Source organism: Nonomuraea sp. NPDC050733 (genome assembly GCF_040654215.1).
Lineage (GTDB): Bacteria > Actinomycetota > Actinomycetes > Streptosporangiales > Streptosporangiaceae > Nonomuraea.
The window spans coordinates 42,318-62,583 of sequence record NZ_JBFAHO010000027.1 but is presented as its reverse complement, the minus strand read 5'-3'; the positions used below and the strand labels follow the sequence as shown (position 1 = coordinate 62,583).

General features: G+C 72.6%; 23 protein-coding genes. 10 read left to right on the top strand and 13 right to left on the bottom strand.

Translation table 11 applies throughout. The features are described from left to right. Nucleotides 1–14: 14 nt before the first annotated feature. Together AB0H64_RS31755 and sigE are read right to left on the bottom strand one after the other, a co-directional pair. Nucleotides 15–521, bottom strand: coding sequence for a zf-HC2 domain-containing protein (locus tag AB0H64_RS31755; protein ID WP_357632017.1), 507 nt, complete (start codon nt 519–521; stop codon nt 15–17). 22 nt (nt 522–543) lie between these two features. Next, nucleotides 544–1,185, bottom strand: coding sequence for an RNA polymerase sigma factor SigE (gene sigE / locus AB0H64_RS31750; protein WP_175592690.1), 642 nt, complete (start codon nt 1,183–1,185; stop codon nt 544–546). A gap of 161 nt (nt 1,186–1,346) precedes the next feature. Here sigE and AB0H64_RS31745 point away from each other — a divergent pair, with 161 nt between their 5' ends. Continuing rightward, the gene (locus AB0H64_RS31745) at nt 1,347–1,985 is read left to right on the top strand and encodes an O-methyltransferase (RefSeq protein ID WP_357632014.1); all 639 of its coding nucleotides are present in this window, start codon (nt 1,347–1,349) and stop codon (nt 1,983–1,985) included. 55 nt (nt 1,986–2,040) lie between these two features. Here the strand turns inward: AB0H64_RS31745 and AB0H64_RS31740 are convergent, their stop codons facing one another. After that, nucleotides 2,041–3,450: a leucyl aminopeptidase gene (locus AB0H64_RS31740; RefSeq protein ID WP_357632012.1), complete on the bottom strand. Its 1,410-nt coding sequence runs from the start codon at nt 3,448–3,450 to the stop codon at nt 2,041–2,043. 79 nt (nt 3,451–3,529) lie between these two features. After that, nucleotides 3,530–3,697, bottom strand: coding sequence for a DUF3117 domain-containing protein (locus tag AB0H64_RS31735; protein ID WP_020545024.1), 168 nt, complete (start codon nt 3,695–3,697; stop codon nt 3,530–3,532). A 181-nt stretch (nt 3,698–3,878) separates the two neighbouring features. Here AB0H64_RS31735 and AB0H64_RS31730 point away from each other — a divergent pair, with 181 nt between their 5' ends. Both AB0H64_RS31730 and AB0H64_RS31725 read left to right on the top strand, forming a co-directional pair. Beyond that, a complete protein-coding gene (locus AB0H64_RS31730) occupies nt 3,879–4,655 on the top strand; it encodes a PaaX family transcriptional regulator C-terminal domain-containing protein (RefSeq protein WP_357632010.1) in 777 nt (258 codons plus the stop codon). Then, a complete protein-coding gene (locus tag AB0H64_RS31725) occupies nt 4,652–5,428 on the top strand; it encodes an enoyl-CoA hydratase-related protein (RefSeq protein ID WP_357632008.1) in 777 nt (258 codons plus the stop codon). The genes AB0H64_RS31730 and AB0H64_RS31725 overlap by 4 nt, the downstream gene beginning before the upstream one ends. On the opposite strand, the gene AB0H64_RS31720 is transcribed toward AB0H64_RS31725, so the two are convergent. Both AB0H64_RS31720 and AB0H64_RS31715 read right to left on the bottom strand, forming a co-directional pair. Then, nucleotides 5,415–5,990 (bottom strand): DNA-3-methyladenine glycosylase I, encoded by a 576-nt coding sequence (locus AB0H64_RS31720; RefSeq protein WP_357632006.1) that lies wholly within the window; start codon nt 5,988–5,990, stop codon nt 5,415–5,417. The genes AB0H64_RS31725 and AB0H64_RS31720 overlap by 14 nt on opposite strands. Further along, nucleotides 5,987–6,709: a hypothetical protein gene (locus AB0H64_RS31715; RefSeq protein ID WP_357632004.1), complete on the bottom strand. Its 723-nt coding sequence runs from the start codon at nt 6,707–6,709 to the stop codon at nt 5,987–5,989. The genes AB0H64_RS31720 and AB0H64_RS31715 overlap by 4 nt, the downstream gene beginning before the upstream one ends. Nucleotides 6,710–6,737: 28 nt before the next feature. Between AB0H64_RS31715 and AB0H64_RS31710 the strand changes: the two genes are divergently transcribed. Continuing rightward, on the top strand, nt 6,738–7,019 hold the full coding sequence (locus AB0H64_RS31710) for a hypothetical protein (RefSeq protein ID WP_310712895.1): 282 nt from the start codon (nt 6,738–6,740) through the stop codon (nt 7,017–7,019). 43 nt (nt 7,020–7,062) lie between these two features. Here the strand turns inward: AB0H64_RS31710 and AB0H64_RS31705 are convergent, their stop codons facing one another. The 4 genes from AB0H64_RS31705 to AB0H64_RS31690 form a co-directional block, all read right to left on the bottom strand. Beyond that, nucleotides 7,063–7,647, bottom strand: coding sequence for a TIGR00730 family Rossman fold protein (locus AB0H64_RS31705; RefSeq protein ID WP_357632002.1), 585 nt, complete (start codon nt 7,645–7,647; stop codon nt 7,063–7,065). Between the two features lie 11 nt (nt 7,648–7,658). Beyond that, nucleotides 7,659–8,456: a TIGR00730 family Rossman fold protein gene (locus AB0H64_RS31700; protein WP_357632000.1), complete on the bottom strand. Its 798-nt coding sequence runs from the start codon at nt 8,454–8,456 to the stop codon at nt 7,659–7,661. A gap of 289 nt (nt 8,457–8,745) precedes the next feature. After that, a complete protein-coding gene (gene dapE, locus AB0H64_RS31695; RefSeq protein ID WP_357632085.1) occupies nt 8,746–9,801 on the bottom strand; it encodes a succinyl-diaminopimelate desuccinylase in 1,056 nt (351 codons plus the stop codon). After that, complete coding sequence (locus tag AB0H64_RS31690) at nt 9,801–10,634, bottom strand: 2,3,4,5-tetrahydropyridine-2,6-dicarboxylate N-succinyltransferase (RefSeq protein WP_357631998.1); 834 nt, start codon at nt 10,632–10,634, stop codon at nt 9,801–9,803. The genes dapE and AB0H64_RS31690 overlap by 1 nt, the downstream gene beginning before the upstream one ends. 37 nt (nt 10,635–10,671) lie before the next feature. Here AB0H64_RS31690 and AB0H64_RS31685 point away from each other — a divergent pair, with 37 nt between their 5' ends. After that, on the top strand, nt 10,672–11,493 hold the full coding sequence (locus AB0H64_RS31685) for a hypothetical protein (RefSeq protein WP_357631996.1): 822 nt from the start codon (nt 10,672–10,674) through the stop codon (nt 11,491–11,493). 22 nt (nt 11,494–11,515) lie between these two features. Here the strand turns inward: AB0H64_RS31685 and AB0H64_RS31680 are convergent, their stop codons facing one another. The 3 genes from AB0H64_RS31680 to fdxA all read right to left on the bottom strand — a co-directional run bounded on the left by AB0H64_RS31680 (nt 11,516) and on the right by fdxA (nt 13,777). After that, nucleotides 11,516–12,166, bottom strand: a complete 651-nt coding sequence (locus AB0H64_RS31680; protein WP_357631994.1) for a DUF4178 domain-containing protein — start codon at nt 12,164–12,166, stop codon at nt 11,516–11,518. Between the two features lie 103 nt (nt 12,167–12,269). Next, nucleotides 12,270–13,340, bottom strand: a complete 1,071-nt coding sequence (gene dapC, locus AB0H64_RS31675) for a succinyldiaminopimelate transaminase (protein ID WP_357631992.1) — start codon at nt 13,338–13,340, stop codon at nt 12,270–12,272. A 110-nt stretch (nt 13,341–13,450) separates the two neighbouring features. Next, nucleotides 13,451–13,777 carry a ferredoxin gene (gene fdxA, locus AB0H64_RS31670; RefSeq protein WP_310713081.1) on the bottom strand — a complete coding sequence of 109 codons (327 nt, stop codon included), beginning with the start codon at nt 13,775–13,777 and terminating at the stop codon, nt 13,451–13,453. Nucleotides 13,778–13,882: 105 nt separating this feature from the next. Between fdxA and AB0H64_RS31665 the strand changes: the two genes are divergently transcribed. The 5 genes from AB0H64_RS31665 (at nt 13,883) to AB0H64_RS31645 (ending at nt 20,179) form a co-directional block, all read left to right on the top strand. Continuing rightward, nucleotides 13,883–14,113 carry a hypothetical protein gene (locus tag AB0H64_RS31665; RefSeq protein WP_357631990.1) on the top strand — a complete coding sequence of 77 codons (231 nt, stop codon included), beginning with the start codon at nt 13,883–13,885 and terminating at the stop codon, nt 14,111–14,113. 17 nt (nt 14,114–14,130) lie between these two features. Beyond that, nucleotides 14,131–15,189, top strand: a complete 1,059-nt coding sequence (locus AB0H64_RS31660) for an ABC transporter substrate-binding protein (protein WP_357631988.1) — start codon at nt 14,131–14,133, stop codon at nt 15,187–15,189. A gap of 74 nt (nt 15,190–15,263) precedes the next feature. After that, nucleotides 15,264–16,067 carry a class I SAM-dependent methyltransferase gene (locus AB0H64_RS31655; RefSeq protein WP_357631986.1) on the top strand — a complete coding sequence of 268 codons (804 nt, stop codon included), beginning with the start codon at nt 15,264–15,266 and terminating at the stop codon, nt 16,065–16,067. 152 nt (nt 16,068–16,219) lie between these two features. Beyond that, nucleotides 16,220–18,352, top strand: coding sequence for a hypothetical protein (locus AB0H64_RS31650; protein WP_357631984.1), 2,133 nt, complete (start codon nt 16,220–16,222; stop codon nt 18,350–18,352). Between the two features lie 6 nt (nt 18,353–18,358). Next, entirely contained in the window at nt 18,359–20,179 is a 1,821-nt protein-coding gene (locus tag AB0H64_RS31645) for a UvrD-helicase domain-containing protein (RefSeq protein ID WP_357631982.1), read from the top strand. Nucleotides 20,180–20,266: the final 87 nt, after the last annotated feature.

Here is a 20,266-nt window from a genome sequence, read left to right as displayed (position 1 = left end):
CCGCCGTGTCCTGGTCAGGGCGTGGCGGTGGGCGGAGTGGCCTGGGTGGAGACGGGTGTGTTCTGCCGGAACAGCTCGACCGGCGGCGGCGCGCTGGTCTGCCCGGCGCCGGACACGGCGAAGAAGGTGCCGAGGGCGACGGCCGCGGAGACCACGCCGACCGCCACGTACGTGCCGCGCCGCCTACCCCGGCGACCAGGGCCGGAAGCGCCGCCGATCGCGTCCCTGCGAGGGCGGTTGTCCAGGGGCGCGATGGAATGAGGGCCCGGCAGCGGGACACCTCCGAAGGTCCGCGCGGGGAAGGGCCGCTCGCGGGGCGGCAGCGGGCCGCCCGGCTCGGCCATCCGCAGCAGCGACATCGTCAGGTCGGCCGGCATGGCGAGCTCGTCGAGCGAGCGCAGGCGCGACTTCAGCGCCCGCATCGACTCGACCTCCCGCCTGCAGTCGGCGCAGAACGTCAGATGAGCCAGCGCGCGATCGCGCTCGGCGTGGTTGAGCTCGCCGTCCACGAGTGCGGACACGCGTTCTCCAAGATGCGACATATCAGACTTCCTCCCCACGGGGCCCCGACGGGAATGCTGGCGGGGGAAGTTGTGAGTGTCGCGGGGCCCGGTGTTCGAGCGCCTCGCGCAACTGCGCCCGGCCACGGTGGATACGGCTCCGGACCGTGCCCAGCTTGACCCCGAGCGTGGCCGCGATCTCCTCGTACGACAGGCCCTCGATGTCGCACAGCACGATCGCCGCGCGGAACTCGGGGGCGAGCGCGTCGAGCGCGGCCTGGATGTCGGGTTCGAGATGGGCGTCGTCGAACGCCTGCGCCGGCGACGGCTCGCGGCCGCGCAGCCTCTCGGCGGCGTCGTCGGCCAGTCCCTCGAACCGGATGCGCTGCTTGCGCCGCGCCATGTCGAGGAACAGGTTGGTCGTGATCCGGTGCAGCCAGCCCTCGAACGTCCCTGGCGTGTAGCTCGACAGCGACCTGAAGACCCGTACGAAGACCTCCTGGGTGAGGTCCTCGGCGTCATGGACGTTGCCGGTCAGGCGGTACGCCAGCCGATAAACGCGCGCGGAGTGCGTCCGCACCACTTCCTCCCAGGTGGGAGGTGTCCAATCAGACACGGGAGCATCGGCCTGGTGGTCGCTTTCGTCCACCAGAACTCCTCTCTCTGGGACCACAGCTACCGCCATAGTGCCTGCTTTCGTCCCCTCATGCGCACTGCCTGCCTTCCGGACCGGCAAAGCCCGTTTAAACCTGCAACGCCTCAGGGTGCTCCTGAGTTCCCGTCCCGGCGCTACTCCCCTAGGCTGCGATCGGTGACCAATCGCACGAAAGTGGGGGGAGGAGGCCGATGACCAGTCAGGTGGAGGCCACTCTGGCCTATGCGGAGCAGTTCCATCACGAGGATGAGATCCTGCGCGCGGCGCGGCAGCGCGGCCTGGAGATGGGCGCGGTGCCCATCCTTCCCGGAGGCGGGGCGGCGCTCTGCTTCCTCGCCACGGCGCTCAACGCCAAGTCGGTCGTCGAGATCGGCACCGGCTGCGGCGTCTCGGGGCTCTGGCTGCTGCGCGGCATGCGCCCCGACGGCACGCTGACCAGCGTTGACGTGGAGCCCGAGCACCAGCGGCTGGCGCGGCAGGCGTTCGCCGAGGCGGGCTTCGCCGGCGGGCGGGTGCGGCTGATCGCCGGCCGCGCGCTCGACGTGCTGCCCCGGCTGTCGGACGGCGGCTACGACATGGTCTTCGCCGACGGGGCCAAGCAGGAGTACGCCGACTACCTGGCCGAGGCGGTCCGGCTGCTGCGCGTGGGCGGCATCGTGGCCTTCGACAACGCGCTGTGGCACAACCGCGTGGCCGACCCGACCCAGCGCGATCCCGACACGGTGGCCCTGCGGGAGCTGGGGAAGCTGGTGCAGGGCGACGATCGTCTCCGGTCGCTGCTGATGCCGCTGGGCGACGGCCTGCTCGCCGCCGTCAAGATCGCCGACTGACGCAGCCCGCGCCCGCCGCCCCTTCGGCCGATGCGGGCGCGGTCCCCCCGCGCGGCTACGCGCGGGTCAGCCACTCCAGCAGGACCCGCACCCCGAAGCCCGTGGCCCCCTTGGTCAGGATCCCGTCGTCGACCGTGCTGCGGCCCACGCCGGCGATGTCGAGGTGCGCCCACGGCCTCTTGCCCGCGAACTCCCGGAGGAACAGCGCGGCCGTGATGGACCCGGCGCCGTAGGTGCTGCCGCTCTCCACGTTGGCCAGGTCGGCGATCGGCGACTCCAGGGCCGGCGCGTACTCGTCGATGAGCGGCATCCGCCACAGCCGGTCGTCGCTGTCGCGGCCGGCGGCCACGAGCGCGCCGGCGAGGTCGTCGTCGGTGGAGTAGACGGACCCGACGTTGCGGCCGAGCGCGACGGTGATGGCGCCCGTCAGCGTGGCGATGTCGACGACCGTGTCGGGGTCGAGCTCGGCGTCGGCGTAGGCGAGCGCGTCGGCCAGCACCAGCCGTCCCTCGGCGTCGGTGTTGAGCACCTCGACCGTGCGGCCGCCGTAGTGGGTGATGACGTCGCTGGGCCGCTGGGCGGTGCCGGACGGCATGTTCTCGGCGGAGGCGACCAGGCCGGTGACCCGGACCGGGACGCCCAGCCGCGCCAGCGCGCCGATGACGGCGATCACCACGGCGCCGCCGGCCATGTCGGTCTTCTGGGTCTTCATGTTCTCGGTCGGCTTGAGCGACAGGCCGCCCGAGTCGAACGTGATGCCCTTGCCCACCAGCACGACGTGCCGCTCGGGGGTGCCCTCGGGAACGTAGGAGAGCTGGATGAGCCGAGGGGGGTTGGCCGAGCCGCGGCCGACGGCGAGGATGCCGCCGAACCCGCCGGCCTGGAGCTGCTCCTCGTCCCACACCCGCACGGGAACGCCCTGCTCGGCGGCGCGCTCGGCCAGCCAGGCGGGCGTCTTGACCGACGCGGGCGTGTTGGCCAGGTCACGGGCCAGCGCCACGGCCTGCGCGACGGTCTCGCCCCGTCGTACGGCCTGCTCGTCGGCGAACGCGAACCGCAGCGAGCGCACGGGCGGCTTGCCCGGCCGGCCGATGCGGAAGGAGTAGGCGGCCAGCAGCGCGGCCTCGGCGAACGCGGCGACGTCACCCTCCGGCGCCACCACGGTCAGCTCCTCGCGGCCCTTGACCCTGCGGGTCAGCCCCGCCGCCGCCTTGCGCAGCGCCTTCGGCGAGCCGTCGCCGACGCCGTACAGCAGGACGCGCCCGACGCCGCCCTCCCGTGCCACGGGGACCTCGATGATCTCGCCGGCCTCGCCCTTGGCCTCGTAGTGCGCCAGCAGCCCGGGCAGGGGCACCGGCAGGTCGAGCTCGACGGCGGGAACCAGCTCGGGCGTGTAGGGGACGGCCAGCAGCTCGGCGTCGTCCGGGACGCCGGCGACCACCGATGCAGTGGTCTCAATGGGCACGGAACATTCTCCTCAAACGTCAGCGACCCTGGCGCGCGGATACGCCAGGGCCGTCGGACCAGGTCTTACTCGGGAGCTCTCAGCCGACGACGTTCTTCAGCGCCTCGCCGAGCGCCTTGGCCTCGTCTGCGGAAATCTCCACGACGAGCCGGCCACCACCCTCCAGAGGGACCCGCATGACAATGCCGCGCCCTTCCTTGGTGACCTCGAGCGGACCATCGCCGGTCCGCGGCTTCATCGCCGCCATGCGTGCATCCCTTCCTGCCTTGGGCTCCCGCGGCCCGCGGTTTTCAGTCCGCCCGCTAGGGAGGGCGGCGCATTCACGTCTTCTGTGATGTCCTATTCTCCCGCATCGAGAGCGCTCATGGGTAACGATCTCCTCCCAGAATGCGTTGTCCGGGGTGGCGAAGACGTCCAAACTGGACAGCGTGCACGCACGCGCCGCCCTGTTCGACCTCTATGGAGACCACCTGCGCCCACGCGGCGGACGGGCCTCCGTGGCGGCTCTCGTACGGCTCATGAAACCCCTGGAGATCGCCGCTCCCGCCGTTCGGACCGCCGTTTCCCGCATGGTCAGGCAGGGCTGGCTGGAGCCCGTCAGATTGCCTCAGGGCGCCGGCTACGGGCTCACGCCGAAGTGCGTCAGAAGACTGGACGACGCAGCGTCGAGAATTTACCGAGTGGGAACACCGGCCTGGCACGGACGGTGGCATCTGATCGTTCTGGAACCGGTGCGGGATCGGCCGCGCAGGGACCGGGTCAAGGCCGTTCTCGCGTTTCTCGGGTACGCGCCGCTGTCGGAGACCACCTGGGCCGGGCCGCGCAAGTCCCGGGAGGTGGACCACCTGCTGGCCAGCGAGGGCCTGCGTGCCGACCGGTTCGACGCGGAGCTGGAGGGCGACCCCCGCGAGCTGGTGTCCCGGGCCTGGGATCTGGACGCCGTCGGCGAGGCGTACGAGCGGTGGCTGACGGAGGCTGCCACGCTGGTCGGGGCGCTGCCGGACGGGGCGCCGGACGACCAGGTGTTCGCGACGAGGAGCAGGCTCGTGCACGGGTGGCGCAACTTCCTCTTCCGCGACCCCGGCCTGCCGCCCGAGCTGCTGCCGGCCGGCTGGCCCGGCGAGCAGGCCAGAGCGTTCTTCGAGCAGGAGGCGTCCCGCCTGCTGCCCTCAGCCGCCGCGTTCGTCGACAGGGAGCTGCCGTGATCCGCTATGACCTGACCGACTCCGTCGCCACCGTCACGCTCGACCGGCCCGAGGCCATGAACTCGCTGACGGCCGAGGTGAAGTCGGCCCTGCTGGCGGCGCTGCGCCGGGCGGCCGGCGACGACCAGGTGCGGGCGGTGCTGCTGACCGGCTCCGGCCGGGCCTTCTGCGCCGGCCAGGACCTGCGCGAGCACGCCGACAACCTGGAGGCCGGGCGCGGGCTGGCCGGCACCGTGCGCGAGCACTACAACCCGCTGGTGGAGCTCATCACCACCATGGCCAAGCCGGTGGTGGCCGCCGTCAACGGCGTCGCGGCGGGCGCCGGCGCCTCACTCGCCTTCGCCTGCGACCTGCGGGTCGCCTCGGAGCGGGCCAAGTTCGCGCTCGCGTTCTCCGGCATCGGGCTCGCGCCCGACTCGGGGGCGTCCTGGACGCTGCAACGCCTCGTCGGCGCGGGGCGCGCCGCCGAGCTGATGCTGCTCGGCGAGCCGGTCGACGCCGCGCGGGCGCTGGAGCTGGGGCTCGTCACGCGGGTGGTGCCGCCGGACGACGTGCTCAAGGCCGCCGGTGAGCTGGCGGTACGGCTCGCGCAGGGGCCCACGCGCGCGTACGCGGCCACCAAGCGGGCGCTGGCCTACGCCGCCACGCACACGCTGCCGGAGGCGCTGGAGCTGGAGGCGGTCCTGCAGGACGAGTGCGCCGCCACCCGCGACCACCGTGACGCCACCCGGGCCTTCCTGGCCAAGGAGCGCCCGTCGTTCACCGGCCGCTGAGCACGCCCGTCGCCGGGGTGCGCGCCAGGCAGCCCTCGATGTGGTCGTTGACCAGGCCGATCGCCTGCATGAGCGCGTAGGCGGTGGTCGGGCCGACGAACTTGAACCCGTGCCGCTTCAGCTCCTTGGCCAGCGCCTTGGAGCCCGGCGTGACGGCGGGCACGTCGGCCATCGTCCTCGGCGTCGGGGAGTCCGGGTCGGCGTGCCGCCACACCAGCTCCGACAGCCCGCCGGGCAGGTCGAGCGCGACGCGGGCATTGTTGATCACGGCCTCGACCTTGGCGCGGTTGCGGACGATCCCGGCGTCGCCGAGCAGCCTCTCGACGTCCTTCTCGGTGTACGCGGCGACCTTCGGGATGGCGAAGCCGTCGAAGGCGGCGCGGAAGTTCTCCCGCTTGCGCAGGATCGTCAGCCACGACAGCCCGGACTGGAACGCCTCCAGCGCCACCCGCTCGAACACCTTGTCGTCACCGTGGACGGGACGGCCCCACTCGTCGTCGTGGTAGGCCGTGTAGAGGGGGTCGGCCAGGCCCGGCCAGGTACAGCGGATCAGCTCGGTCACGCGCGCTCGTCCCCGTCCTTGCCCGCCACCGCCCGCACCGGCTCCTCCCGCGTGCCGGCGGCCTTACCGCGCGGGTCCGCGACCTCTTCGCGCGGGTCCGCGGTCTCCTCGTGCGGGTCCGCAGTCTCTTCGCCGGTGTGCGCGGCCTTCTCGCCGAGCCGGGGCTCGGGCTGGGGGCCGGCGGGAACGCCGCCCGCATCCGCCGGAACGTCGTCCGCGGCGGACGTGCCCGGCTCTTCGGCGGGCGCGACCTCGGCGGCCGGGACCGCGGTCGGCTCGGGCTGAACGGCGATCGAGTCAGTCTGGGCGGCGACCGGGTCGCCGTCCTCGGGCAGGCTGGGCAGCTCGGCAGGACCGTCGGGCTCGTGGTCGGTGCGTGGCGCACCGCCGGGCGAGGCGTACAGCTCCTGGCGCGCGTGCAGGCGGCTCGACATCAGCTCCGAGACCCGCTGCTCCAGCACGGCGATGCGCGTGTCGCGGGCGCTGATCGCGCTGGCCGCTCTGCGCAACGTCTCGTCGACGCTCTGTGTGTGATAGCCGACGAGGTTGACCGGAAGCTGGAGCGCCATGAAGTCGACAGCCGTGAGCCGCGTGGCCTCGGGCAGGTCGAGGGGCGGCACGTCCGGCGGGAACTCGGTCAGCTCACCGCCCCTGCCAAGGGAGACCAGCACCACGCAGGCGAGGATCGCGAGCGCGGCGATGGCGAGAATGACCAGCACATGGGCATCGTACTCATACCATCGGTGCATGAGTCCCGCAGTTGTCGCACCCGGTGCGTCTCCGGACCCCGCCTGGACCCCTGCGGGCTCGCCCGCCGAGGCCGCCGCGCTCGCGCGGGCGGGCGCGACCGTGCTGGTCACCCTGCCACCGGAGCTCGACGCCGCGCTGGCCGCGGCGGCCGTCTACTGCTGGCACGGCGCGCGGGTGTTCGTCACCGAGCACACCGACCAGGTACGCCTGGCGCTGGAGATGACGGAGTCGCTGGCCGGCCGCCGTCCCCCGGCCCTGGCCCGCCGCGCCCTGGCCTGAAAGCCGTCCGGGCCCGAGGCTCCGTGACCTGAGGCCTCTGGATTCAGCCCGTGGCCTCGCCCAGCTCCTCCGGCGTGGGGCGCACAGGCTGCGCGCGGCTCTCGATGTGGTCGAGCGCCTCCTCCACCGACGTCGTCCACGAGATCGCGTCGAAGACGTTCGCCCGGGTGAACCCCTCGTCGTACATCCCTTCCACGAGCGCGCGCAGCGGCGCGTACAGACCCCACGGGTCGAGGATGACAAGGGGCCGGTCGTGGATGCCGAGGACGCGGGCCGTCCAGATCTCGAACAGCTCCTCCAGGGTGCCGATGCCGCCCGGCAGCACGAGGAAGGCGTCGGACCGCTCGTCCATGACGCCCTTGCGCTCGCGCATGCCGGGGGTGACGATCAGCTCGTCGGAGTCGCGGTCGGCGATCTCGATGTCCACCAGCACCTGGGGGATGACGCCGATCGTGCGCCCGCCCGCCGCCCGGGCGGCGGCGGTGACGGCGCCCATGCAGGAGACGGTGGCACCGCCGCTGACCAGCGTGTGGCCACGTCTGGCCAGCTCGGTGCCGGCATGCGTCGCCAGCTCCACGTACTTGGGGTCGATCTTCTGACTGGACGCACAGAACACGCAGACATTCACGAAATGTCAGCCTATTGGGGTTCGGCGGAGTGGCCCGCGGCCGCCTCGATCTCCTCCTGGCGCAGCCGGGAGCGCGCCTGGTCGGACTCCACGACGATGCGCACGGCCTCGTCCACGTCGTCGGTGACGGTGATCAGGTCGAGGTCCTGCTCGGCGATCTTGCCGGTGCCCAGCAGCGTGCTCTTGATCCAGTCGATCAGGCCGCCCCAGAACTCCGACCCCATGAGCACGACCGGGAACGAGGTGACCTTGTGCGTCTGCACCAGCGTGAGCGCCTCGAACAGCTCGTCCAGCGTGCCGAAGCCGCCGGGCAGGGCGATGAAGCCGCACGAGTACTTCACGAACATGGTCTTGCGGACGAAGAAGTAGCGGAACTCGATGCCCAGGTCCACGTAGTCGTTCATGCGCTGCTCGAACGGAAGCTCGATGCCGAGTCCCACCGAGACGGCGCCGTCGACCTCGGAGGCGCCGCGGTTGGCCGACTCCATCACGCCGGGCCCGCCGCCGGTGATGACGGCGTAGCCGGCCTCGGCGATGGCCCGGCCGAGCGCGCGGCCCATGGCGTACTCGCCGGAGTCGGAGGGGGTGCGGGCGGAGCCGAAGACGGTGACGGCGCGCGGCAGCTCGGCGAGCTGGCCGAAGCCCTCGACGAACTCCGCCTGGATCCGCAGCACCCGCCACGGGTCCATGTGGACCCAGTCGGCGGGGCCCTGCCGGTCGAGCAGGCGCTGGTCGTGCGTGGATTCGGGGACGAGGCTGCCACGGACCACGGCCTGGCCCTGGCGGCGCTCGCGACGTGTCGTATCCATGCGGATCACGCTAGCCCTCCTTCTGTGCCCCCTGAACCAGGGGCCGTTCCCTCCGGCGCCGGCGCACCTCCCTGCGGACCGGGCCGTGGACGGCCCAACGACTGGGCCGTGCGAGCAAAATAGCAGGTCAACGCCCGTATGGGGGGTGGCAAAAAATCATGAAAAAAGAGGGGAACCGGATTTCGACTCACCTGCGTCTAACTGCCGAGGGTGCTGCTCGGGACTGAAAGTGGCTTTCCCCGCCAAATGGCCGGCGAGGAAAGCCACTTTCATGTTCCGGGGTCTCGTGTCAGGCCGAGAGCCAGTCGAGCATCGCCCGCTCGCTCTCCACGATCCTCTGCCGGGAGACGTACTCCCCCTGCTGGTGCGCCAGGTTCGGGTCGCCGGGGCCGTAGTTGACGGCCGGGATGCCCAGCGCCGAGAACCTCGCCACGTCCGTCCAGCCGAGCTTGGCCCGCGGCTCGCCGCCCACGGCCGCGGCGAAGGCGGCCGCCACCGGGTGCGTCAGGCCCGGCCGGGCGGCCGGGGCCCCGTCGGTGAAGCTCACCTCGAACCCGTCGAACACCTCCCGCACGTGCGCCCGCGCCTGGTCCTCGGTGAGGTCGGGCGCGAAGCGGTAGTTGACCGTGACCACGCACGTGTCCGGGATGACGTTGCCCGCGACCCCGCCGCGCACACCGACGGCGTTCAGCCCCTCGTGGTACTCCAGCCCGTCGACGACCGGCCGGCGCGCCTGGTAGGCGTTCAGCCGGGCCAGGACCGGCTCGATGCCGTGGATGGCGTTGACCCCGAACCACGACCGGGCGCTGTGCGACCGCTTGCCCGTGACCAGCACCTCGGCCCGCAGCGTGCCCTGGCAACCGCCCTCGATCACCCCGTCCGTCGGCTCCATCAGCACGGCGAAGTCGGCGGCCAGCCAGTCGGCGTGCTCGCGGGCGACCCGGTTGAGCCCGTTGCGCTCGGCCTCGACCTCCTCGCAGTCGTAGAAGACGTACGTGACGTCGCGGTTGGGCGCGGGGAGCGCCGCGGCGAGCTTCAGCGCGACGGCGACGCCCGCCTTCATGTCGGAGGTGCCGCAGCCGTAGAGGAGGTCGCCCTCGACGCGGCTCGGCAGGTTGGCGTGGACCGGGACGGTGTCGAGATGCCCGGCGATCAGCACGCGCTCGCCCCGCCCCAGTGTGGTGCGGGCGACCACCGTCTCGCCGGACCGGTCGACCTTCAGGTGCGGCAGCGCGCCGAGCGCCATCTCCACCGCGTCGGCCAGCTCGCGCTCGTCGCCGCTCACCGACTCGATGTCGACGATCGCCGCGGTCAGGTCGCGGACGTCCTGGGTCAGGTCCAGCATCACGTGTTCACCCCGTGCTCGCGCAGCGCCTCGTTGAGCGCCGCCTTGTCGTGCCGCTGCCCCGGCTCCAGCCGCTTGATCACCAGCACGCACGGCAGGCCGAACGTGCCGCCGGGGAACTCCTTCTGACGGGTGCCGCCGACGGCCACGCACCAGTCGGGCACCCGGCCACGGGCCAGCTCCTCGCCTGTCTCCACGTCTATCACGGGGATCGACGCCGACAGGATCGTGCCCGCCCCGACGACCGCGCCACGCCCCACCCGGGCGCCCTCGACGAGCATGGCGCGGCTGCCGACCAGCGCGTCGTCCTCCACGACCACCGGCAGCGCGCCGGGCGGCTCCAGCACGCCGCCGATGCCCACGCCGCCCGACAGGTGCACGTTGGCGCCGATCTGGGCGCACGATCCGACCGTGGCCCACGTGTCGACCATCGTGCCGGCTCCGACGTGGGCGCCGATGTTGACGAACGACGGCATCAGCACCACACCGGGTGCGGCGTACGAGCCCCAGCGGGCGATCGCGCCGGGCACCACGCGCACCCCGTCGAACGTGGTCTTGAGCGGCACCCGGTCGATGTGCTGGAAGTCACCCACCTGCGACCTGGCCATGCCGAGCACCTTGAAGGCGAGCAGGATCGCCCGCCTGGCCCGCTCGTCCACCACCACCTCGTCGTCCGACACCTCGGCCACCCGGGCCTTGCCGGTGTCGAGCAGGTCGATCGCGCCCACCACCACGGCACGCGCCTCGGTGTCCCGGGGCGACAGCTCCGCGCGCAGCTCCCACAGGGCGTCGATCGCCGTCGGGATCGGTGACGACGTGCTCTGGTCACTCATGGCCACGGAGCTTATCCGGCCGGGTAGGTTCTCCAGAGTGCGCGTGCGCTTCTCCCGCGGTGTCATCACGATCGCGGCCATCGTCGTCGTGCTCGCGGTGGCGATCTCCGTGGGCCTGTTCAAGCTGCTCAGCAAGGCGCAGCCGCTCGCCCCTCCGGAGGCCTACTGCAGCGTGCGCACCCCGGAGGGCGTCCTCGACCTCGACATCGAGCAGGCGCAGATCGCGGCCACCATCGCCGCCGTCGCGGCGCGCCGCAGGCTGCCGGAGCGGGCCGTGGTGATCGCGTACGCCACGGCGCTCCAGGAGTCCAAGCTCTACAACCTGCCCGGCGGCGACCGCGACTCGGTCGGGGTGTTCCAGCAGCGCGAGTCGCAGGGCTGGGGCAAGAAGAAGCAGCTCATGGACCCGGTCTACGCGACCAACAAGTTCTTCGCGGCACTGGTGAAGGTCAAGAACTACCGGAAGATCCCGCTGGCCGAGGCCGCCCAGGAGGTGCAGCGCTCGGCGGGCGGCTACGCCTACGCCCCGCACGAGGAGGACGCCAAGATCCTCGCCGCGGCGTTCACGGGCCGGGTGCCGCGCGCGCTCCACTGCTGGTACCCGCCGGCCAAGGGGCAGACGGCGCCGCCGAAGCCCAAGGCCGCCGAGGCCCGCCGCCAGCTCGCACGGGCCATCGGCGACCCGGCTGTCACGAGCACGCGCCGCGGATGGCTGATCGCCTCCTGGTCGGTGGCGTACGCGCAGAAGTACGGGCTGAGCCGGGTGGGGTTCAGCGGCGCGGTGTGGGACAACGACGCGGACGTGGAGGGCTGGAAGGCGAGTGGCAAGGCCGGCGGCGCCCAGGTGGAGCTGTCGTAGCCGGACCCGGACCCGCCCGGGGTCAGGGGGCGCGGCTGACGATGGCGATGGAGCCGGGGGCCAGCGGGCTGGCGTAGCTGGCGGTCCACGAGCCGCCCTGGATCCGCTCGAAGGACAGCAGCCTGCCGTCGGAGGCGCGGTAGTCGGCGAAGTCGAGCAGGCCGCGCTCCGGCAGGCCGGTGTCGCCCTCGCACCGGAAGGCCGCCGTGCCGCGCTCGATGGGGAAGAACTCGACGCCCTCCATGATGAGCATGCTCTTGGCGGGGACCATGCCCTGCGTGGGCACCTCGGTCCACATGAACACCTCAAGGTGCGGCGGGTCGCCCTGGCGCATCTCGACCGACAGCCACTGCCGGCGGCGGGCGGTGTCGCGCAGGAGGAACTCCGTCCACTCCTGCCCCTGCCAGGAGACGAAGATGGCGCCCAGCACGCGCGCGGGCGAGCCGTGGACCTCGATCCCGTCGCCGACCTTGATCGTGCGGGGGTCGGCGTAGTCGGACCCGGCATACCCCACCACGCCCACCGGCGCCGGTAACGGGGTCTCGAGGGGAGCGACCTCGACCGGCGGCTCGGCCGTGCGGCCCTTCCTGTCCTGGCGCAGGGTGGCCAGGAAGGCCCCCAGCAGCAGGAGGACGGTGGCGATGCTCAGTCCGAGTACGACCATGGAGGTCATGCCCATAGCTCAGCTCGCTCCACTCGCGGTCTGTCTCGGCGAACGCCCTTGTCAACGCCCTTGTCAACGTGTACGCGCCCGCGGGGCGGGCTGTGCCGGGATCCTACTGGAGGCGGCGTACCGCCGCATCGACGCGCTCGTCGGTGGCGGTCACCGCGATGCGCACGTGCTGCCCGCCCGCCGCTCCGTAGAATTCCCCCGGCGCGACCAAAATACCGATATCAGCGAGCTTGCCGACCTGATCCCACGATTTTTCTCCGTTGGACGCCCAGAAGTAGAGACCGGCCGTCGAATGGTCGATGCGCCAGCCGGCCGCCTCCAGCGCCGGGCGCAGCCGCGCGCGGCGGGCCGCGTAGAGCTCCCGCTGCTCGTCGGCGTGCCCGTCGTCGGCCAGCGCGGCGGCCATCGCCGCCTGCACCGGGGCCGGCATGATCATGCCCGCGTGCTTGCGGACCTCCAGCAGGCGCTTCACCAGCGCCGGGTCGCCCGTGACGAAACCCGCTCGGTAGCCGGCCAGGTTGGACCGCTTGGAGAGCGAGTGGACGGCGAGCAGCCCCTCGTGGGAGCCGCCGCAGACGTCGGGGTGCAGGACGGAGATCGGTCGCTCCTCCCAGCCCAGCTCGATGTAGCACTCGTCGGAGGCCACGATCGTGCCGCGCTCGCGGGCCCAGGCCACCACCTTGCGCAGGTGCTCGGCCGGGAGCACGCGGCCCGTGGGGTTGCCCGGCGAGTTGATCCACACCAGGTCGGGACGCTCGGGGCCGAGCGCCAGCAGGCCGTCCGAGGCCAGCGTCGAGGCGCCCGCCAGCCGCGCGCCCACGTCGTACGTGGGATAGGCCAGCTCGGGCAGCACCACCCGCTTGGCGCCGAGGTAGGTCGGCAGCCAGGCGACGAACTCCTTGGACCCGATCAGCGGCAGCACGTCGCGCTGGTCCACCGTGACCTCGTGCCTGCGCCGCAGCCAGCCCGCCGCCGCCTCGCGCAGCCGCTGGGTGCCGTGCGTCATCGGGTAGCCGGGGCTGTCGGAGGCCGCGGTCAGCGCCTCCTGGACCGCCCGGGGCACCGGGTCGACCGGGGTGCCGATCGACAGGTCGACGACCCCGTCGGGATGGGCGCGGGCGCGCTCCTTGTAGGGCTCCAGCTTGTCCCAGGGAAAGTCGGGCAGGGTGTTCACGGAACTCCAGGTCTCGGTGGTGCGGGCCGTACCGCGACGGCGCACGTCACGGCACCGGCGCGCACCGTGGCGCCGGACCGGCCGGGCGACCGCCCACGGCGTGCGGGCGGCTAGTCGCCCTCACCCTGAGGCGGCAGCGCCGCGACGACCGGGTGGTCCTTCTCGATCTTGCCGACCTTCGAGGCGCCGCCGGGCGAGCCCAGGTCCTCGAAGAAGTCGACATTGGCCTTGTAGAAGTCCTTCCACTGCTCGGGAAGGTCGTCCTCATAGAAGATGGCCTCGACGGGGCACACCGGCTCGCAAGCGCCGCAGTCCACGCACTCGTCCGGGTGGATGTACAACATGCGCTCGCCCTCGTAGATGCAGTCGACGGGGCATTCCTCGATGCACGCCTTGTCCAGGACGTCCACGCAAGGCTGCGCGATGACGTAGGTCACCTCGAGCTCCTTCTTCTCCGCCACCATGGCTGACTCTGACCGCGGTTTGCTAGGCCCTAGTATTGCCGTGCTTGTCGGCTGGCCGAAACGGAGGGTGGCAAACTCATGGCCGCTCGTCTCGTGATCAGCGTCACAAGCGCCGATGTCGGCGCCCGGATCACCACGCGCAGGCGGGTTCCCGGCGGGTTCAGCGACGCGGTCGGCGTCCTGGAATCGTGGGAGCACGGCGTGTTGCGGGTGCGTAAAAAGAACGGCACGCTCGTGGAGATCTCCGAGGAGAGTCTGGTGGCGGCCCGGATCGTACCGGCCGCGCCTCCTCGACCTGAGCGTCCGTAACGGCGAGTATTCGCCGTGTGACCGTACGTATGTGTGCCGCCGCGGCAGCCATCCTCGTCAGCGCCGGGTGCGGCGCGTCCACCACCAGCACGCCGTCCAAACCGCTCCCGCCGGTGAACGTGCGGGCCCTCTCCCTCAAGGAGGGCTTCGGCGACATGGACCGGCTCGTGGCGGCGGCCCGCCAGGAGGGGTCGCTCAACGTGATCGGGCTCCCCCACGACTGGGTGAACTACGGGGGCCTCCTCGCCGCCTTCACCGACAAGTACGGCGTCAAGGTGAACGAGGTCGAGCCGAACGCCAGCAGCGCCCGCCAGCTCCAGGCGGCGGTGCAGCCCAAGCCCGACGTGTACGACCTCACGCTGGACGTGGCGGTGGCCCACGCCGGCCACTTCTCGCCGTACAAGGTGGCGGGCTGGCAGGACCTGCCGGACGACGTCAAGGACCCGACCGGCGCCTGGTACGCCGCCTACGGCTCGTACATGTCGATCGGTTACGACCCGCGCGTCCCCGCGCCCACCTCGTTCGCCGACCTCACCAAGCCCGGCTACACGGTCGCGCTCGACGGCGACCCGCTGCGCGCGGAGACGGCCTTCGACGGCGTCATGGCGGCCTCGCTGGAGCGCGGCACGCCGCACCCGCGGCGCGGGGTGGAGTTGTTCGGCAGGCTCGGGCGCGCCGGGCGGCTCACCGAGCCCGCCAAGGCGAACGTGATCGTGAGCTGGGACCACGTCAACGCCCGCCGCGCCGCGCAGAACCCCGACGGGTGGAGGGTCACGATCCCGAAGGACGCCCCGCTCGGCTCGTACCACGTGCAGGCGATCTCCAAGACCGCGCCGCACCCGGCCGCGGCCCGGCTGTGGGAGGAGTTCCTCTTCTCCGACGAGGGCCAGAATCTGCTGCAGCGCGGCTACGCCCGGCCGGCGCGCGCGGAGGCCATGCTCATGCGCGGCAAGCTCGACACCGAGCAGGCCGCCAAGCTGCCCGTCCCGCCCGGACCGCCGGTCCTGCTCACGATCCCGCAAACCGACGCGGGAAAGTCCTATCTAAAGAGAGAATGGACAAAGAGCGTCCGGTGAGACCGATGTGACTTGGTATGTCATAGCGACGCTCAGCCTCTAAAGTGAACGGACAGCACGGCCACGGGGGCCCGATGTCTGACGAATGTGAGCTGATCGTCTTGCGATATGACGCACCGAGCTTGGAGCGGTGGAGCAGTCGCGCCTACGACGGCAGTTTCGGCTACGTCTCCACCCAGGGCGCTCCCCTGGTCGACCTGCTGGATCCGCGGCCCGGGGAGCGCGTTCTCGACCTCGGCTGCGGCACCGGAGTGCTGACGGCCCAGATCGCCGCGCGCGGCGCCGAGGTGCTCGGCATCGACGGCTCCCCCGCCATGATCGAGAAGGCGCTCGCGCAGCACCCCGGCATCGACTTCATCGTCGGCGACGGCCACGACTTCACCGTCGTCCAGGCCTACGACGCCGTCTTCTCCAACGCGGCGCTCCACTGGATGAGCCGCGACCCGGCCACCGTCATCGCCAACGTCCGCGAGGCCCTGGTCCCGGGGGGCCGGTTCGTCGCCGAGATGGGCGGGGCGGGCAACTGCGCCGAGCTGACCGCCGCCATGCTGACGGCCTGGCGCGAGTACGGGCTGCGCGAGCCCGACCTGCCCTGGTACTTCCCCACGCCCGCGGAGTACGCCCGCCGCCTGGAGCAGGAGGGCTTCGTGGTGCGGCTGCTGGAGTACTTCGACCGCCCCACGCCCCTCGACGAGTGCCCCGGCGGAGCCGCCGACTGGGTGCGGATGTTCGCCTCCTCGGTCATCGAGGGGCTGCCTCAGGAGATCGTCGCGCCGCTGCTGGGCCGGGTCAACGAGCTGGCCGCGCCCGCGCTGCGCAGGGAGACGGGCTGGATGGCGGATTACGTGCGTCTGCGCTTCGCCGCTGTCCGGCGCTGATGCGTAGTCCATGATGCGTAGGGCTGTTTTGCCGGACTATGGTCTGTTCCGTGGGCGGCGAGACTGCGCCCGCACCGCGATACGCACGTTTTGATCAGCTTGACGAGCCTTGCGACGACACGGCGGCGTGAGGGGCCGGTGAACGGAACGGGATGAACTTCTGCCTGAGCGACCTCGTACCACCGTTGAGGTGGAGCGACGCGTCCACGATCACGCTGCTCACCGGGCAGCCGGACCTTCCGGACGCCTGGTGGCGCAGCCTGCCGCTGCCCCGCGTCCTCGCGGTCATCGGGCCGGAGGCGCTGGGAGAGCTGCTCACGGAGATCGCTCTGGAGCAGTGGCCCGCCGCCGCCGTGGGTGACATCCTGCCCGCGCTGCACGTGCTGGACCCCGAGGAGGCGGACGAGCCGCACGTCGCCATCGCGCTCGACCGGGCCGGCTCGTGGGCGGGGCTGCTCGCCCTGACCGGCCGGGAGCTGGTGGACCAGCCGTTCATCCAGGCGCGGGCGGTGCTGGGGACGCTGTTCTCCGCGGTGTTCGCCCGGGTGTCCCCTCTGCCCTCCACCGCTGCCGCGTCCGTCGTGCCGCCCGCCGCCGTGCCCGCCGCCGTGCCCGCCGCCGTGCCCGCCGCCGTGCCGGTGGTCGCCGAGCCTGCCGTGGACGCGCCTGTCGCGGCCGAGCCCGCGCCTGAGCCGGTCGAGGCGCCGGTCGAGGCCGTGGACGCCGCCGGGTCCGAGGAGCCCGAGCCGGAGGACGTCGAGGCCGAGGACGTCGAGGCCGAGGCGGCCGAGGCTGAGGCTGGGCCCGATGTGCCGGAGATCGTGGACGAGGTCGCGGACTCCGAGGCCGAAGAGATCGCGGAGCCCGAGGCTGTGGAGCCCGAGCCCGCGGAGCCCGAGGCTGTGGAGCTGCACGCGGAGGAGTCCGAAGCCGAGGAGCCGCAGGACGAGGAGCCGCAGGCCGCTGAGCTCGACGACCGCCGGCCGGAGGGCGACGGCCCCGCGACGGAGGACGACGAGACCGAGGACGACGAGACCGACGAGGAGCCGGAGGCCGAGGGCGGGCAGGCGGCGCGGGACCTGTCCCAGCTGATCGAGGCGGCCTTCGCCGGGCTCGACGACAAGAGCTGGGCCGTCGCGCAGAACCGGGTCTTCACCGACGAGCCGTCCGCCGTGGACCAGCTCGCCAAGTTGTTCGCCGTGCCGCCGACCGAGATCTCCGAGACCGAGGAGCGGCTGCGGGCCCGCCTGGACCAGTGGCTGGCCAGCGACGAGGCGGCCCCGTACCGGGAGCACCTGGACGAGCTGCGCAGGACGATCGGCCCCGCCGCGCCCCGCGACCGGGTCATCGGAGCCGCGCCCTGGCACGCCAAGGAGATCAAGGCGCTGGAGGTGCCGGCCTGGCAGTTCGTGCTGGCCACCCTGCCGGCCCGGCCCCCGCAGGCGGCCGGGCCGGCCGCCAACGGGGTGCCGGCCGTCCCACCGGCGTCCCCCGCGCCCGAGCTCCCCGTCCGGAAGCCGAGGCCGCCCGCGCAGCCCGGACCACCCGGACCACCCGGACCGTCCATGTTCCAGGCGTTCCTGCCGGCCACACCGGTGCCCGGGGAGAGCAACGGGGGGTCCGGCGAGCACCACGTGGACGAGCCTCCCGCCGCCGGTCAGCACGGGGCCGACCAGCAAGACGCCGATCAGCACGGGGCCGATCAGCACGGGGCCGGTCAGCACGGGAGCGAGCAGCACGGTAGCGGGCAGGGGGCCGGCAAGCCGTACCAGCCGCTGAAGGACGTCTCGCAGACACGGCGCTGCTTCCGGCAGCCGGACGGCAGGTGGTGGCTGCGCGTGGACGTGACGGCGGAGCAGCTCGGCGGGGGCGAGTGCCCGCTGCCGACCGGGTTCGCCGCGTACCTGGGGCTGTCGCCCGGCGAGACGCGGACGGTGCGCAGCGCGGCGGGAGAGCTGACGATGACCTGGCACGGCAGACCAGTGCTGGAGTCGGTGGAGCGGCTGCTGGTGGACGTCGGCGCGAAGGAGGGCGGCCACCTGTTCCTCACCCTGTCGGACGAGGGCGTGCTGCGGGCCAGGCACCTGCCGGTGGCCGCGCAGGGCGCCGAGAAGATCACGAAGGCGCTCCGCCTGGTCGGCTACACCGCTCCGGGCGGCACCCGCGACCAGGCCGCCCGGGTGATCGCCACCCGGATCGGCCTGACGGGGCCCGTGGCCCTGCCGGACCTGCTGAACCGGCTGCGCGAGCGCGGCGACCGCGACCTGCTCGCCCTGCTGGACTGAGCGGGCGTGCCGCGGCTCGCGATCGGCCCCGGGTTCCCCGGGCGGCTCAGCGCACTGGCTCCGCCGGTGCGCAGGGACGCCGTGGTCGCGTTACGCCGGTTCCTGCTCAACGTGGCGGGCGGCCCGCACCCCGAGCGGGTGCGGGGCGCGCGTGACGCGCGGGTGGCGACGCTGCGCCTGGGCGAGGGCCATCGCGGCGTGGTGGTGCGGCAGCGGGACGTGTACTGGCTGCGCACGGTGCTGCCCGACGCCGAGGCGTGGTCGCACGCCCGCCGCCACCGCTTCGGCATCAACCCCGTCCTGGGCGTCGTGGAGGAGTGGGACGCCGACGCGCTGGAACGGGTGGAGCCGGCGCTGCGCAGGTCGGCGGGCCCGGCACGGCTGTTCGACCCGATCTGCGACGGCGACCTGCTCGCGCTGGGCATCGACGTGCGGGCGCTGCCCCTGATCCGGCTGATCACCACCGAGGCCGACGTGGACGCGCTCGAACCCCTCCTGCCGCCCACCCAGCACGCCCCCCTGTCCGTGCTGGCCCGTGGCGGAACCCTGTCGGAGGCGTGGCGGGAGCTCGACGGCTGGCGCGCCGTGGACGAGGAGCCGCGCCAGATCGACACGGAGGACCTGCACGCCGCGCTGCGCCGCAGCCCGGACCGGGCGGCGTTCGTCGCCGACAAGGTGGAGCTGGAGCGGGTGCTTACCGCGCCGGAGTGGTGCACGTTCCTGCACCCGCCGCAGCACCGGCTGGCCCACGCCCCCCGTTACGAGCAGCCGCTGCTGGTCATCGGCGGCCCGGGCACCGGCAAGACGCTCGTGGCGCTGCACCGGGCCGCCCATCTGGCCGCGCGGGGCAAGGGGCCGGTGCTGCTGGTGACGTTCTCCCAGAGCCTGGGCGAGGACCTGTCGGCCCGGCTGGACACGCTCATCGCCGACGAGTCCGTGCGCAAGCGGGTCGAGGTGGACAACCCCGAGCGGCTGGCCATGCGCATCGTGAGCGACGCCGAGGGCCGCCGTCCCGCGCTGATCGGGCCGGGGGCCCGGACGCTGGCCGAGCTGACCGACGAGGCGCTCCGGCTGCTGTCGAGGACGACGGGCGACCTGCTCGACGACGTGGACCCGGGACGCAAGCCGTACCGTCACATCGTCGTGGACGACGCGCAGGACTACAGCCCCGCGCAGTGGCGGCTGCTGCGGGCGGCGGCGCCGCACACGCACGACGACCTGTTCATCGTCGGCGACCCGCACCAGCGGGTGACCGACACGAGCGTGGCACTCGGCGCGCTCGGCATCCCGGCCGAGCAGCGCGAGCTGCGGCTCTCCCACCGGCTGCCGCAGGAGCTGCTGACGTTCGCGGTCCGCGTGCGGGGCGGCGGGCCGGTGGACGGGCTGGTCAAGGGTATGTCTCCGTTGTACGGCCTGCGCGCGACGCGCGACGGCGGGCGGCCGGTGGTGCTGGCCTACGAGTCGCCGGAGGCGGAGCTCGCCGGCCTGGCCGGAACGGTCGGCGCCTGGCTGGCCGAGGGGGTGCCGCCCGGTGAGATCGCCGTGGCCGCGCGCACGCCCGCGCTGGTGCGGGAGGCCCGGCGGGCGCTCGGCGACCGGGAGGTGCGGGTGTCGACGTTCCAGAACCTGAAGGGCCTGGAGTTCGAGAGGGTGGCGGTCATCGGTGTGGCCGCGGGTGTGGTGCCCGAGACGCCGCCCGAGGACCCGGCGGCCCGGGCCCGCGCGCTCCAGCGCGAACGCGGCATGCTGTACGTGGCGTGCACGCGTGCGCGATCGATCCTTTACGTCTCCCATTCAGGAAGGGGCAGCCCATTTCTGTCGTTCTGAGTACATAGTCTGAACTGCGGATATCTTCCCATTGCCGGTTGGACCCGAATGAACCTCAGCCTGAGCGACCTCGCGCCACCTGTGCGC